A 13,419-nucleotide genomic window follows, 5' to 3' on the forward strand; every position below is an offset into this window, starting at 1 on the left:
GCCCCGGGCGTGGGCTCGCGCCCGGTCACGGCCGACCCGCGACGTCGAGCGCCTCCGGCAGCGTGAACGCACCCTTGTAGAGCGCGGATCCGACGATCGCCCCCTCGACGCCCTCGGCCACGAGGCCGCGCAGCGCCTCGAGGTCGGCGAGGGTGGAGACGCCGCCGGAGGCGACGACGGGGCGGTCGGTGCGGGCGCACACGTCGCGCAGCAGCGCCAGGTTGGGGCCGGCGAGCATGCCGTCCTTGGCGACGTCGGTGACGACATAGCGGGCGCAGCCCTCGGCGTCGAGCCGGGCCAGGGTCTCCCACAGGTCACCGCCGTCGCGGGTCCAACCGCGGGCAGCCAGCGTCGTGCCGCGCACGTCGAGGCCGATGGCCACGCGGTCGCCGTGCTCGGCGATCGCGGCCGCCGTCCACTCGGGGTTCTCCAGCGCGGCGGTGCCGATGTTGACGCGGCGGCAGCCGGTGGCCAGCGCCCGCTCGAGGGTGGCGGAGTCGCGGATGCCGCCGGACATCTCGACGCACAGGTCGAGACCGCCCACGATGCGGGCGAGCAGCTCGTGGTTGCTGCCGCGCCCGAACGCGGCGTCGAGGTCGACGAGGTGCAGCCACTGGGCCCCGGCCTCCTGCCAGGCGAGCGCCGCCTCCAGCGGGTCGCCGAACTCCCAGCCGGAGCCGGCCACCCCCTGCTGCAGCTGCACGGCCCGCCCGTCGACGACGTCGACGGCGGGCAGCAGCTCCAGGCGCGGAGCGTCGGCGGGGTGCTGGGCGGGGGTGTTCATGACGATCTCCGAGACTGGACGGGCTGGACGGACTGGGCGGGCTGGACGGGCTGGACGGACTAAATGGGCTGGACGGGCTTCACTGATTGAACGGACAGGCCGGGCCTACCTGCTGGACGGGCCGACCGGACTCAGCGCGCTGGGCCGGCTGGACGCGCTGGACGGGCTCGTCCGGACGGGGAGTCACAGCGTGCCGAGCCAGTTACGCAGCAGCTGGGCTCCGGCGTCGCCGGACTTCTCCGGGTGGAACTGCGTGGCCGACAGTGGCCCGTTCTCGACGGCGGCCACGAATCGGGCTCCGTGCTCGCTCCACGTGACCAGCGGCGCGACCCGCTCGAAGGGGCCCTGCGGGCGCAGGGTCCACTCCTGCACCGCGTACGAGTGCACGAAGTAGAACCGCTCGTCCTGCACGCCGTCGAACAACCGGCTCCCGTCCGGAACCTGCACGGTGTTCCACCCCATGTGCGGCACGACCTGCGCGGGTAGCCGGTCGACGACACCTGGCCACTCCCCCAGGCCCTCCTGCGCCGGGCCGACGCTGGGCTCGGTGGAGGACTCGAACATCACCTGGTGCCCCACGCAGATGCCGAGCACCGGGCGGCCGCCGGCCAGACGCACGTCGACGAGGGCCGGGCCGTCGACGGCCCGCAGCCCGGTCATGCACGCGTGGAAGTTGCCGACGCCGGGCACGACGAGCCCGTCGGCCTCCAGGCAGATGGTGCGGTCGGCGGTGAGTTCGACGCGGGCGCCGAGGCGTTCGAGCATCCGCACAGCGGATCGCACGTTGCCGCTGCCGTAGTCGAGCACGACGACCCGCGGCCGCGGCGTGCGGTGGGCCCCGATCATGCGGGGGTCGATGGGGGGCAACACGGGCACAGCTCAGGCCTCCATCTCGATGCGGTGCCGGGCCTCGTCGGAGACGAGCCGGTCGAACGCGCGCGCGTGCCGACCCGCGGGCTCGACGAGCCTGGCTCCCGGCAGGTCTTCGACGCTCACCTCGCCCGTGAGCAGCTGCGCGCCGGGCAACTCCAAGATGTCGAGCACGCCGGCCAGCACCCCGGTCGCGTCGTTGTCGCCGTCGCGCAGCACCGCGCGCAGCCGAGCCGGGGCGTCGGCGGCAAGACCCGTCGAGCCCGTCGCGGCGAGCGGCCCGCCAGTCGACGCCGCGTCGTGGCCGGCGCGGGGCCCTTCCTGCCCGGCATGTCCGGCCTGCCCGGTAGTCGGCGCGCGGCCCGACTCCTCGAGCAGCCCGGCGGCGGCGACGAGGTCGGCCGGACGCGCCGCGGCCAGCCCGATCGGAGCGACGAGGCCGTCGCGCGGCGTCCAGATGGCCCAGCGCTGCACGGCCCGCCACGCGTCGGGATGCACGGTGAGCACGGCCTGCCGGCCGAGCTGGAAGACCCCGATCGCGGGCCGCATCCACAGCCCCACCGGGCGCCCGGCGAGGCTGGCGACCGCGTCGTCGTACGGGTAGCGGGCGCGGGCCGGCCCGGTGGGCATGACGACGGTCCAGCCCTCCAGGGGGGCCACGGTCGCGGCACCCAACCCGCGCCGGCTCCACGCGATCGCGGTCTCCGGGCGGCACCGGGACAGCACGAACCCGCGGCCGATGGAGATGGCCCGCCGGCCGCGACGCGCGGCCAGGCGTCTAGAGGCTGCCCTTGGCACTGGGAATCCCGAGGACACGGGGGTCGGGTTCGATCGCCGAGCGCAACGCCCGCGCGATGGCCTTGAACTGGGCCTCGACGATGTGGTGCGGATCGCGACCCGAGAGCACCCGCACGTGCAGCGCGATCTGCGCGTGGTGGGCGAGCGTCTCGACGACGTGCCTGGTCATCGACCCGGCGTACGTGCCGCCGATGAGCGCGTACTCCTGCCCCGCCGGCTCACCCACGTGCACCGCGTACGGCCGGCCGCTGACGTCGACGACGGCCTGCACGAGCGCCTCGTCGAGCGGCACGCACGCGTCACCGAAGCGGCGGATGCCGCGCTTGTCGCCGAGGGCCTGCAGCAACGCGTCGCCCAGCACGATCGCGACGTCCTCGACCGTGTGGTGCCCGTCGACGTCGACGTCGCCCTCGGCCTCGACGTGCAGATCGATGAGGCTGTGCTTGGACAGGCTCATCAGCATGTGGTCGTAGAAGCGCACCCCGGTGCGCACGTGCGCCTCGCCGGTGCCGTCGAGGTCGAGCCGCAGGTGCACCTGGCTCTCGGACGTCGACCGCGTCAGTTCGGCGGTGCGGTGCCGCTCGGCGGGGGCTGTGCTCGTGCGCGGGATCGGATCGTCGCTCATCGCCGCTCCTCGTCGTCGGGGTCATCGGGGCCGCTTGACCCACCAGGGTCGCCGGGGCTCGCATCGCCCCGGTGCCCGTCCGCTGCCGAGCCTACGAGGGCGTCGGGGTGCTCTCGCAGATGCGCGCCGAGAGCGGCCAGGAACGCGTCGGTCTCGGCCGGGGTGCCGGCGGTGACTCGCAGGTGGCCGGTGATGCCGACATCGCGCACGAGCACACCGGCGTCGAGCAGCGCCTGCCAGGTGCGCTGCGGCCGAGCGAACCCGCCGACGAGCACGAAGTTGGCGTCGCTGTCGACGGGCTCCAGCCCCAGCGCCCGCGTCTCGGCGACGATCCGGTCGCGCTGGGCCTTGATCGCCTCGACGGTGCCGAGCAGGGTGTCGGCGTGCGCGAGCGCGGCCCGCGCCACGGCCTGGGTGGGGCTCGACAGGTGGTAGGGCATGCGCACGAGGCGCAGCGCGTCGACGAGGGCCGGGTCGGCGGCGAGGTAGCCCACGCGGCCGCCGGCGAGCGCGAAGGCCTTGCTCATCGTGCGGGAGACGACGAGCCGGGGCCGCCCCGCCAAGAGGGTCGTGGCGCTCGGGGTGCCGGGGCGGGCGAACTCGGCGTAGGCCTCGTCGACGACGACGAGGGCGTTGGGCGCGGCGTCGTAGGTCGCCTCGACGATGTCGAGCCCGACGGCGGTGCCGGTCGGGTTGTTCGGCGAACACAGGAAGACCACGTGCGGGTCGTGCTCCCGCACCTGGCGCACGACGTGCTCGGCGATCAGATCGTAGGAGACGGGAGGCACCCGTCCGTCGGCCCCCGGACGGTGGCCGGCGCCGCGCTCCCCGTCGACCCAGCGTGTGCCGGTCGTGCGGGTGATGATCGGGTGCATCGAGTACGACGGGGTGAAGCCCAGCGCCACGCGGCCCGGACCACCGAAGGCCTGCAGCAGGTGCAGCAGCACCTCGTTGGACCCGTTGGCCGCCCACAGCTGCTCCGGCGTCAGCGCCGTGCCGGTGACCCGCGTCAGGTAGGCCGCCAGATCCTCGCGCAGGGCGGTGAACTCGCGGTCGGGGTAGCGGTTCAGTCCCGGCGCCACCGCGGCGACCGCCGCGACGATGTCGTCGACGACCTCCGGCGGCACCGCGTAGGAGTTCTCGTTGGTGTTCAGAGCGACCGGCACGTCGAGTTGCGGCGCGCCGTAGGCCGTGCGGCCGACGAGGTCGGGGCGCAGCAGCCGCGTCAGGGCCGCACTCGCGCCCCGGCCGTCGACGGGATCGGCCGCCGAACCCGAGGCGACTGTGGTCGCGGCTGCCGTGTTGGTGACCGTGCCCGACCCGGCCGCGTCCGATCCGGCCGCGCCCGATCCGGCCGTAGACGCAGCGGTGTTCGCGGCGATCGTGTCGGCGACGGGGTCGGCGGTGAGGTCGCCGGGGGTGTCGGTGCTCATCGCTGCACCTCCGGCTCCGCGCTCTGACCCTGCTGAATCGGCTGAGCCTGCTGACCCTGCTGACTCTGCTGACCCGGAGCGGCCATGGTGGCGGCGCCCCCGACGCGAGCGAGGATCGCGTCGCCGTGCGCCGGCAGGTCTTCGTCGCGGGCCAGCGCGACGACACCCTCGGCGACGCCCGCGAGCGCGGTCTCGTCGTACTCGACGAGCTGCACACCACGCAGGAACGCGTGCACGGACAGGCCGCCGGTGTGCGCGGCCGTACCCGCCGTGGGCAGCACGTGATTCGAACCCGCACTGTAGTCGCCGAGGCTGACCGGCGAGTAGCTGCCGACGAAGATCGCTCCCGCGTTGGTGACCCGGCGCGCGACGTCCGCCGCGTCGCGGGTGTGGATCTCCAGGTGCTCCGCCGCGTACGCGTCGACGACGGCCAGGCCCGCCGCGAGGTCGTCGACGAGCACGATCGCGGACTGCCTCCCGGCGAGGGCGGTGCCGACGCGTTCGGTGTGCTTCGTGGCGCCGACCCAGCGGACCAACGCGGTCTCGACGCGACCGGCCAGCGCCTCGCTGTCGGTGACCAGCACCGCGGCGGCCAGAGGATCGTGTTCGGCCTGGCTGACGAGGTCGGCGGCCACGTGGTCGGGGTCGGCGCTGTCGTCGGCGAGGATCGCGATCTCGGTCGGGCCTGCCTCGGCGTCGATGCCGACCAGCCCGCGCAGGTGCCGCTTGGCCGAGGCGACGAAGACGTTGCCGGGGCCGGTGATGATGTTGACCGGCTCGCACACGTCGGCGGAGCCGACAGCGCCGGTGGCGTCACCCTCGAGCCCGCGCACGCCGTAGGCGAGCATCGCGATGGCTTGGGCGCCACCGACCGCGTACACCTCGTCGACTCCGAGGAGCCGGCAGGCTGCCAGGATCGTCGGGTGCGGATAACCCGTGAAGACGCCCGTGTTGTCGCGCTGCGGCGGGCTCGTCACCGCGATCGAGCCCACCCCAGCCACCTGCGCCGGCACGACGTTCATTACGACGCTGCTGGGGTACACGGCCAAGCCACCGGGCACGTACAGACCCACGCGGGCGGTGGGGAGCCAGCGTTGGGTGACGCGACCACCGGGGGCGAGTTCGGTCGTGTGTTCGGCGGGCAGCTGCGCCGTGTGCACGAGACGGGCCCGGCGGATCGACTCTTCCAGAGCCGCGCGCACCGCTGGGTCGAGCCGGTCGAGCGCCGCGTCGAGGACCGCCGCCGGCACGCGCAGATGCTCCGGCGTCACGCCGTCGAAGCGCTCCGAGAGCTCACGCAGCGCCACGACCCCACGCTCACGCACGTCGCGACAGATCGGCACGACGACCTCGAGGGCGTCGTCGATGTCGAAGTCGGCGCGGGGAAGGGCCTGACGCAACTCGGCGGGTTCGGGCAGGGTGCCTCGCAGGTCGAGTCGGCTGATCACTCGCCCCAGTTTAGGCAGCCGCGCAGCACCGGCGACCAGCCCGTCCGCCCTGACGACGCTCATGGCGAGGCCACCGGCGACCGGGCGCCCGCGACGAGGGCGGTGGCTCCCAGCTGGTCGAGGAGAAACGCGGTCTCCCAGGCGTACTGCCGCCAGGCGTCGTAGCGGCCGCTGCGGCCGCCGTGCCCGGCGGACAGCTCGGTGCGCTGCAGGATCGGCCCGGCGGAGTCGGGCACGAGAGCGCGCAGGCGGGCCACCCACTTGGTCGGTTCGGCGAAAGAGACCCGCGTGTCGTGCAGGCTCGTGGTCGCCAGGATCGCGGGGTAGGTGGTGGCGGCGATGTTCTCGTACGGGCTGTAGCCGGCCATGAGGTCGAACGCCGCTGCGTCGTGCAGCGGATCGCCCCACTCGTCGCGTTCGATGACGGTCAGCGGCAGCGTGGGGTCGAGCATCGTGGTGAGCGCGTCGACGAACGGCACCTGCGCGAGCGCCACGCGAAACACGCTCGGGTCGAGGTTGAGGCTCGCCCCGACGAGCAGGCCACCGGCGGACCCGCCCTCGAGTCCGAGGCGCCCCGGCGCGACGAGTTCGGCGTCGATGAGGTGGTGAGCACAGGAGACCGTGTCGGAGAACGTGTTCGGCTTGTGCTCCAGCCGCCCGCCCTCGTACCAGGCGCGACCCAGTTCGCCGCCGCCGCGCACGTGGGCGACGGCGAAGACGACGCCGCGGTCGAGGAGGCCGAGGCGCGGGATCGACAACCACGGATCGAGACACGCCTCGTAGGCGCCGTAGGCATAGAGCAGCCCCGGCGCGGTGCCGTCGCGCGGCGTGTCGCGGCGCATGACCAGCGACATGGGGATCAGCGTGCCGTCATGGGCTCGCGCCCAGGCGCGCTCCTGCCGATAGGCGGCCGGGTCGTAGCCGCCGCGCACCGGCTTGCGCTTGAGCACCCGGGAGGCTCCGGTGGCGAGGTCGAACTCGGCGACGGTGGCGGGGGTGAGGAACGACTCGAGGGTGTACAGCAGCCGGGAACTCTCCCACGCCGGGTTGTCACCGAGCCCCACGGTGTACAACTCCTCCTCGACCGGCAGGTCGAACGGCTCACCGTGCTCGGGACCGGCCCCGACCGCTCGCGGCACGACCCGCAGCGCGGTCAGGCCACCGCTGCGCAAAGACACCACGACGTGACCGGCGAACGCGTCGAGCGAGACCACCCGCTCCCCCTCGCCGACGGCCAACCACGGCCGCCAGGGCCCCCACGCGCCGACGCCATCACCCGGCTCACCCGGCTCACCCGCCTCAACCGGCTCGTGCTGGGTGCCCGGCTCGTCGGTCAGCGGCAGCCAGGCCAGCTCGAAATCGGGTCGCGTGGTGTTGTGCGACACGAACACCACGTCACCGGCGGGCTCGACGTCGTACTCGACACCGTCGCGGCGCGGTGCGACACACCGCAACGGCCCGGTCGGGTCGGTGAGGTCGAGCAGGTGCGCCTCGCTCGTCGTGCGCGACCCGGCCGCCACGATGAGCCAGCGGTCGTCGCGCGAGGAGCCGATGCCGAGCCAGAAGCGTTCGTCGGGCTCGGCGAGCACCAGCACGTCGTCGGCCTGCGGGCGGCCCACCTCGTGGCGCCACACCTCGTGGGGCCGCCACGCCTCGTCGACCCGCGTGTAGAACAGGTAGCGGCCGTCGGCGGACCACACGACCCCGTAGCCGACGGGGGCGACCTCCTCGCGGGTGTCGCCGGTGACGAGGTCGCGCACGCGCAGCGCGAATCGCTCGTCGCCGCGCAGGTCGACCGCGTACGCCAGGCGGCCGCCGTCGGGGCTCACTTCCATCGCGCCGAGCGCGAAGAACTCGCTGGCGCCGGCCTCGGCGTTGCCGTCGAGCAGCACCTGTTCCCCCGGCGGCACCCGGCCCGCCTCGACGACCGGGCGCGACCCGCCCGGCTCGACCGGCACGCGGGCGCGGATGCCGTACTGGCCGCCTTCTACCGTGCGGCCGTAGTACCACCAGCCGCGGTACTCCACGGGCACCGACAGGTCGGCCTCCTGGGTGCGCGCGCGGATCTCCTCGAAGAGCGTCTCGCGCAACGGCTCCAGGTGCTCGGTCAGCGCCTGCGCGTAGTCGTTCTCCGCGCGCAGGTGGGCCAGGACCGACTCGTCGTGCGGGTCGGACAGCCACGCGTACGGGTCGACGGTGACCCGACCGTGGTGACGACGGGTGTGCGGTCGGCGATCGGCGAGCGGTGGAGAGACCATGGCCGAAGCGTAGGTGGGGGCACCGACAAGACCGCCGCCGACCGGGCTCAGCCGCGAATCGTGTACTTGTCGCCGTAGACCCACCACGTCAGCGGCAGCCGCAGCTGCAGGTTGCCGGCCCGCAGCCAACGCCGCTGCGCGGTCTCGACCCGGGAGACGTCGCTGTGGGCCTCCTCGGCGCGCATGGCGCGCACGCGGGCGTTGAGGAACGCCTCGAGATAGGCGCGTTCACCGCCTCCGGCCGCCGGCGTGCGGGCCTTCTTCACCGCCGCCGAGCGGATGCCCCCGAAGCTGAGCTTGTCGCTGCCCGGGCCGTGCATGACCATGGCGTCGAAGTACGCGAACTGCCCCAGCGGGCCGAGTCCGTCGGCGATGGCCCGGTTGACGGCGGGCCGGAAGTACATGGTGTCGGCGAGCCGGTCCTGGGCCGCCCGGAACCGCGCGTCCTTGGCCGCGGCGCGCCAGGCGCGCACGAACCCCGACCCCAGGCCCTTGCGCGACGAGGTGCCGTCGACGCGACGCAGGGCCGGCAGGTACGGCTTGAGCGGGTTGTTCGTCGGGGCCGCGCGCACGTAGTCGTTGACCAGGACGTACATGTCGTGGGTCTTGGAGGTGAACCCCATGATCCCGGCGGTGTATCCGCGGTTCTCGGCGGAGTTCTTCTCGACGTTGTACTCGATGTAGCCGTACTGGGCGCGCCAGTTCAGGCTCGAGTTCTCGGCCGAACACAGGATCTGGAAGGCCACGTTGCGCAACCGCGGCGTGAACAGCGTGTCCGTGGCGGCAGCGGCCACGGCGGGAACACCCGGGGCGAGCCCGGCTGCCGCGACGGGTCGGGCGTGATCAGACGGCGTGCTCGCCCCCGCCGACACGGCGGGAACGGCGGTCACCACCCCGGTGACCAGGGCAGACAGGACGACGCCGGTGGCGAGGCGACGGTGCGCGCGCGCAGGGGACACAGGTGGACTCCTCGAGCTGAGAGCCACGAAACGAGGGGGGTGGCGCGGGGGGACGGGGGACGGTGCACCCGTCCTGTCGACCGCCACCGGCGACAGTTCATAGATTCATCGAAAGCCGCTTGACGGCAGCGGCTTCCGGGTGACGAACGAGTGAAAGCTGGACGATCGCACAGGAGACGACTTGGACGTCCGCCCTGGTTTCGCTAGCCTTACATCAGTCGCCGTCCGGCGAGGGGCCCCGAGGGGGCTCTCAATCCCATTGGGGTTTGAGGGCAAGTGGGGAAAGGTGTCGGACGACGCAGTGCCGGGGGGCAAAACGTGCGTCCCGTCGCGGAGCGTGACGGTGTGGTCCGCCCCGTTCCGTTACATCAGGGGCCAGTCGTGGCTGCGCCCACAGTGCGTTTGTTGGCATTCACATGCCTTGGGGAGACATGAATACATATCAGGGGCCCTCGGAGGGCCCACAGGAGTCCAGTGCCACGGGGGGATCGGCACACGGCGCCACCGCGGTCTTCTTCGACCCGACCGGTCGGCGCCGGCGACGCCACCGCCTGCTCGCCGCGATCTTCGCGTTCTTCCTCGTCGCCGGTATCGGCATCTACGGGGTCCAGGCCTACCAGTCACCGGAGCAGTCGACGCTGACGCTCGGTCCGGACATCACCAAGGAGGAGGCGGGCACCGACGCCCCGGTCGTGGGCCAAGGCCCGCTGGAGCGGGTCGTCAAGGTCGACCGCAGCGCCGGCCTGGCCGGTCTCGACCCGTTCTCCGGGGTGCAGCTGACGAAGTTCACGCCCGAGCAGGCGCAGGCCATCGGTGACGCCCCGTACGTCATCGAGCGGTTCGGCTACGCGCAGAACACCTCGCACACGATCTCGCTGACGTTCGACGACGGGCCCGACCCCGTCGTCACGCCGAAGCTGCTCAACGTGCTGGCGAGCAACCACGTGCCCGCGACCTTCTTCGTGCAGGGCCGCAACGCCGTCAAGGCGCCCGAGATCGTCCAGCGGATGGCGCGCGAGGGGCACGCCATCGGCATCCACACGATGACCCACCCGGACCTCAACGAGGAGCCGTCGTGGCGCGAGCGGGTCGAACTGGTCGGCACCGACCGCATGCTGCGCGACCTCACAGGCCGCGCCGCGGGGATCTGGCGGATGCCGTACACCTCGCCCGACGAGGAGCTCGAGAAGGAGTCCATCGAGCCCTTCCTGCGGGCCCAGCGCATGGGCATCACGCACGCCACCTACGACTTCGACACCAACGACTGGGACCACGACGCGCAGCCCGGCGCCACCGTCGACGACATCCCGCTGCCGGACCTGAGCTCCGGGCAGAACGTGACGATGCTGTTGCACGACGCCGGCGGCCCGAACCGCGAGATGAGCGTCGCCTACGTGCAGCGGCTCATCTCCTACGCCCGCGCCAATGGCTACACGTTCCACACGATGCCGCAGGTCAACCCCACCATCGCCGAGGCGAACGCGCCCGTGCAGGCGACGCTGGCGGACAAGGCGACGACGTTCGTCGCCGACCTCATGTTCGACCTGCCCAACCACGTCATGCGGCTGCTGTTCTTCCTGGCCGTGCTGTTCATGATCATCTTCGGCGGCGTGAACTGCGCGCTCGCGGTGTGGCGCTACCGGCGGCGGTCGCGCATCCAGTGGCCGAACCCGGCCGAGCTCGCGGTGCCCACCTCGGTGGTGCTGGCCGCCTACAACGAGGAGCCGGTCATCGAGCGCACCCTGCGCACGGTGCTCGCCTCCGACTTCCCGGTGGCCGAGGTCGTCGTCGTCGACGACGGCTCGAAGGACGGCACCGCCTCCGTCGTGGCGGCGATGGCTGCCCAGGACCACCGCGTGCGGCTCATCTCGCAGGCGAACGCCGGCAAGGCCGCGGCCCTCAACCGGGCGGTCGCGGAGGCGGTCGGCGACGTCGTCGTCACGCTCGACGCCGACACGATCATCACGCCGAGCACGGTGGGCAACCTCGTGCGGCACTTCGCGCTCGACGAGGACGGTCGCCTCGGCGGCGTCGCCGGCGTCGTGCGGGTCGGCAACCGCGAGCGCAACCTGCTGACGCGCTGGCAGGCTCTGGAGTACGTCACCCAGATCGGCCTGGACCGCGCCGCGCAGGACGCCATCGGCGGCATCTCGATCATCCCCGGGGCGTGCGCTGCCTGGCGCAAGGAGGCCATCCTCGGCGTCGGCGGGTACTCGACCTCCACGCTCGCCGAGGACTGCGACCTCGCGCTCAACATGCACCGCGGCGGCTGGCGGGTCACCCAGGACGACGAGGCCATCGCCTACACCGAGGCCCCGGAGACCGTCGACGACCTGCTCAAGCAGCGCGAGCGCTGGACCTACGGCACGCTGCAGGCCGTCTTCAAGAACCGCGACATGATGTTCCGTCGCCGCCACAAGGCGCTCGGCTGGTACGTGCTGCCGAACTACGTGGCCTCGATCCTCATCCCGCTGATCTTCCTGCCGTTCGTGCTGATCATGGCGGTCATCGTCGTGCAGAACGACGGGCCGGGCATGCTGCTGACCTACTTCGGCTTCTTCCTGACCGTGCAGTTCGGGCTCACCGCCGTTGGCATCCGGCTCATGAACGAGCGCTGGAAGCACCTGCTCATGGTGCCGATCTACCGCATCGTCTTCGAGCCGCTGCGCGCCTACCTGCTGTACACCTCGGTGCACCTCGCCGTGCAGGGCGGGCTCATGGGGTGGAACAAGCTGGAGCGCTCCGGCTCCATGGACGACCACGACGGGGTCGCGACGACCAGCGGGTCCGACCAGCGTGACCGGCTCGCCGAGTTGGCCCAGACCGACGACCGGGCGGAGGCCCGCCGATGACCACCACGCGTGACGCCGACCGCCGGCCCACCCCGCACGCCGTCGAGCCGCAGGCGCCGACCGCCGTGGTGCCCGCCCAGCCGGGCCCGGCCGCCCAGGCCCCCTCGACCGGAGCCGGTTCGGCCCGCCCCGGTGGCGGTGGCCGGGACCGCTACATCGACTCGCTGCGCGCCCTGGCGCTCGTGCGCGTCGTCACCTACCACCTGTTCGGGTGGGTCTGGCTGCCGATCCTGTTCCCGTCGATGGGCATCATGTTCGCCCTCGCGGGCTCGCTCATGGCGGCCTCGATCGACCGCGAGCAGCGGCACTACGCGTTCGTGCTCGCCAAGCGGCTGCGCCGCCTGCTGCCGCCGCTGTGGGCCATGGGCCTGGTGCTCGTGCCGCTCATGCTGTGGTGGGGCTGGACGGTCAGCGGCGACATGGGCTCCCCGCTGCAGTGGGACACGATGCTGCTGTGGCTGATGCCGCTCGCCACGCCGCCCGGCAGCGCCGCGGGTAACGACCTTGTGGTGCCGCTGTGGTACATCAGCACCTACCTGTGGCTGATGGTGCTTTCCCCGGCCCTGCTGTGGCTGTTCCGCCGCTGGCCCAAGCGGATGCTCGCGCTGCCGGTCCTGTTCGTCGCCCTGAGCACCGCGGGTGTCATCGAGCTCTCCGACCGCACCGGCGACACGATGCTCTACGTCGCCACGTACATGGGCTGCTGGATGCTCGGGTTCGCCCACCACGACGGGCTGCTGCGGCGGATCCCGCTGGGTCGCGTCGTGCTGCTCTCGCTGGGCCTGGCCGCGTTCGGCCTGTACTACGCGTTCGCGCACCCCGACCCGGAGTCGGGCCCGAACGTCTCCGACATCCCGATGGCGACGACCTTCTACAGCCTCGGCGTCGTGCTGCTGCTGCTGCGGCTGTACCTCGACTTCTCGTGGATGAAGAAGCTGCCGCTGCTCGACGGGCTCGTCGCGGCGATGAACCGTCGTGCGATGACGATCTACCTGTGGGGCAACACGGCGATCGCGCTGGCGCTGTGGGGGCTGTCGCAGTCGCCGTACACCGAGCGGTTCACGGAGGACACGGCCAACCCGTGGGTCGCCGGGCTCGTCTCCTTCGCGGCGGTCTGGGTCGTCGTCGGCGCCATCGTGCTCGGCCTCGGTTGGGTCGAGGACGTCGCCGCCCGGCGCCGCCCGACGCTGCTGCCGCGCGCCGCCAAGCCTGGTCGCCGGCGGGCGCACCACACCGCGAAGACGCGCGTGCCTCAGTCCGGGTACGTGCGCCGGTGGACCCCCGAGGGTGCCGAGCGCGCCTGAGGTGGCCTTCGACCGACACGCGGGGTGTCGCGCCCGAGCCCGGGTGCGGCACCCCGCGTGCTGCGTCTGGTCCCGCGCCCGGCACTCG

At 72.6% G+C, this 13,419-nt stretch carries 10 protein-coding genes; 2 read left to right on the forward strand and 8 right to left on the reverse strand.

What is annotated here, in order from left to right; all coding sequences use genetic code 11:
- Positions 1-25: 25 nt before the first annotated feature.
- The 8 genes from priA to PINTE_RS11010 all read right to left on the reverse strand — a co-directional run bounded on the left by priA (position 26) and on the right by PINTE_RS11010 (position 9,175).
- The gene (priA, locus tag PINTE_RS10975) at positions 26-784 is read right to left on the reverse strand and encodes a bifunctional 1-(5-phosphoribosyl)-5-((5-phosphoribosylamino)methylideneamino)imidazole-4-carboxamide isomerase/phosphoribosylanthranilate isomerase PriA (protein ID WP_068430167.1); all 759 of its coding nucleotides are present in this window, start codon (positions 782-784) and stop codon (positions 26-28) included.
- Positions 785-967: 183 nt separating this feature from the next.
- The gene (gene hisH, locus PINTE_RS10980) at positions 968-1,630 is read right to left on the reverse strand and encodes an imidazole glycerol phosphate synthase subunit HisH (RefSeq protein WP_068430170.1); all 663 of its coding nucleotides are present in this window, start codon (positions 1,628-1,630) and stop codon (positions 968-970) included.
- Positions 1,631-1,663: 33 nt separating this feature from the next.
- Positions 1,664-2,314, reverse strand: a complete 651-nt coding sequence (locus tag PINTE_RS10985) for a hypothetical protein (RefSeq protein ID WP_157087183.1) — start codon at positions 2,312-2,314, stop codon at positions 1,664-1,666.
- Between the two features lie 118 nt (positions 2,315-2,432).
- Entirely contained in the window at positions 2,433-3,077 is a 645-nt protein-coding gene (gene hisB / locus PINTE_RS10990) for an imidazoleglycerol-phosphate dehydratase HisB (protein WP_068430179.1), read from the reverse strand.
- Positions 3,074-4,510: a histidinol-phosphate transaminase gene (locus PINTE_RS10995; protein ID WP_084343483.1), complete on the reverse strand. Its 1,437-nt coding sequence runs from the start codon at positions 4,508-4,510 to the stop codon at positions 3,074-3,076. The genes hisB and PINTE_RS10995 overlap by 4 nt, the downstream gene beginning before the upstream one ends.
- Positions 4,507-5,958 (reverse strand): histidinol dehydrogenase, encoded by a 1,452-nt coding sequence (hisD, locus tag PINTE_RS11000; RefSeq protein WP_084343484.1) that lies wholly within the window; start codon positions 5,956-5,958, stop codon positions 4,507-4,509. The genes PINTE_RS10995 and hisD overlap by 4 nt, the downstream gene beginning before the upstream one ends.
- 59 nt (positions 5,959-6,017) lie before the next feature.
- Positions 6,018-8,216 (reverse strand): S9 family peptidase, encoded by a 2,199-nt coding sequence (locus tag PINTE_RS11005; protein WP_068430181.1) that lies wholly within the window; start codon positions 8,214-8,216, stop codon positions 6,018-6,020.
- Positions 8,217-8,263: 47 nt separating this feature from the next.
- Complete coding sequence (locus tag PINTE_RS11010; RefSeq protein ID WP_068430184.1) at positions 8,264-9,175, reverse strand: chitosanase; 912 nt, start codon at positions 9,173-9,175, stop codon at positions 8,264-8,266.
- Between the two features lie 431 nt (positions 9,176-9,606).
- Here PINTE_RS11010 and PINTE_RS11015 point away from each other — a divergent pair, with 431 nt between their 5' ends.
- Complete coding sequence (locus PINTE_RS11015) at positions 9,607-12,027, forward strand: bifunctional polysaccharide deacetylase/glycosyltransferase family 2 protein (RefSeq protein ID WP_068430197.1); 2,421 nt, start codon at positions 9,607-9,609, stop codon at positions 12,025-12,027.
- Positions 12,024-13,331, forward strand: a complete 1,308-nt coding sequence (locus PINTE_RS11020) for an acyltransferase family protein (RefSeq protein WP_068430200.1) — start codon at positions 12,024-12,026, stop codon at positions 13,329-13,331. Before PINTE_RS11015 ends, PINTE_RS11020 begins: the two co-directional genes overlap by 4 nt.
- Positions 13,332-13,419: the final 88 nt, after the last annotated feature.

Origin of the sequence: Piscicoccus intestinalis NBRC 104926 (genome assembly GCF_001515525.1) — a bacterium.
Lineage (GTDB): Bacteria > Actinomycetota > Actinomycetes > Actinomycetales > Dermatophilaceae > Kineosphaera > Kineosphaera intestinalis.

What these genes read in the sequence shown, in the direction of transcription:
- priA (WP_068430167.1), bottom strand. Translation starts at nt 784, where the DNA reads ATGAACACCCCCGCCCAGCACCCCGCCGACGCTCCGCGCCTGGAGCTG.
- hisH (WP_068430170.1), bottom strand. Translation starts at nt 1,630, where the DNA reads ATGATCGGGGCCCACCGCACGCCGCGGCCGCGGGTCGTCGTGCTCGAC.
- hisB (WP_068430179.1), bottom strand. Translation starts at nt 3,077, where the DNA reads ATGAGCGACGATCCGATCCCGCGCACGAGCACAGCCCCCGCCGAGCGG.
- PINTE_RS10995 (WP_084343483.1), bottom strand. Translation starts at nt 4,510, where the DNA reads ATGAGCACCGACACCCCCGGCGACCTCACCGCCGACCCCGTCGCCGAC.
- PINTE_RS11005 (WP_068430181.1), bottom strand. Translation starts at nt 8,216, where the DNA reads ATGGTCTCTCCACCGCTCGCCGATCGCCGACCGCACACCCGTCGTCAC.
- PINTE_RS11015 (WP_068430197.1), top strand. Translation starts at nt 9,607, where the DNA reads ATGAATACATATCAGGGGCCCTCGGAGGGCCCACAGGAGTCCAGTGCC.
- PINTE_RS11020 (WP_068430200.1), top strand. Translation starts at nt 12,024, where the DNA reads ATGACCACCACGCGTGACGCCGACCGCCGGCCCACCCCGCACGCCGTC.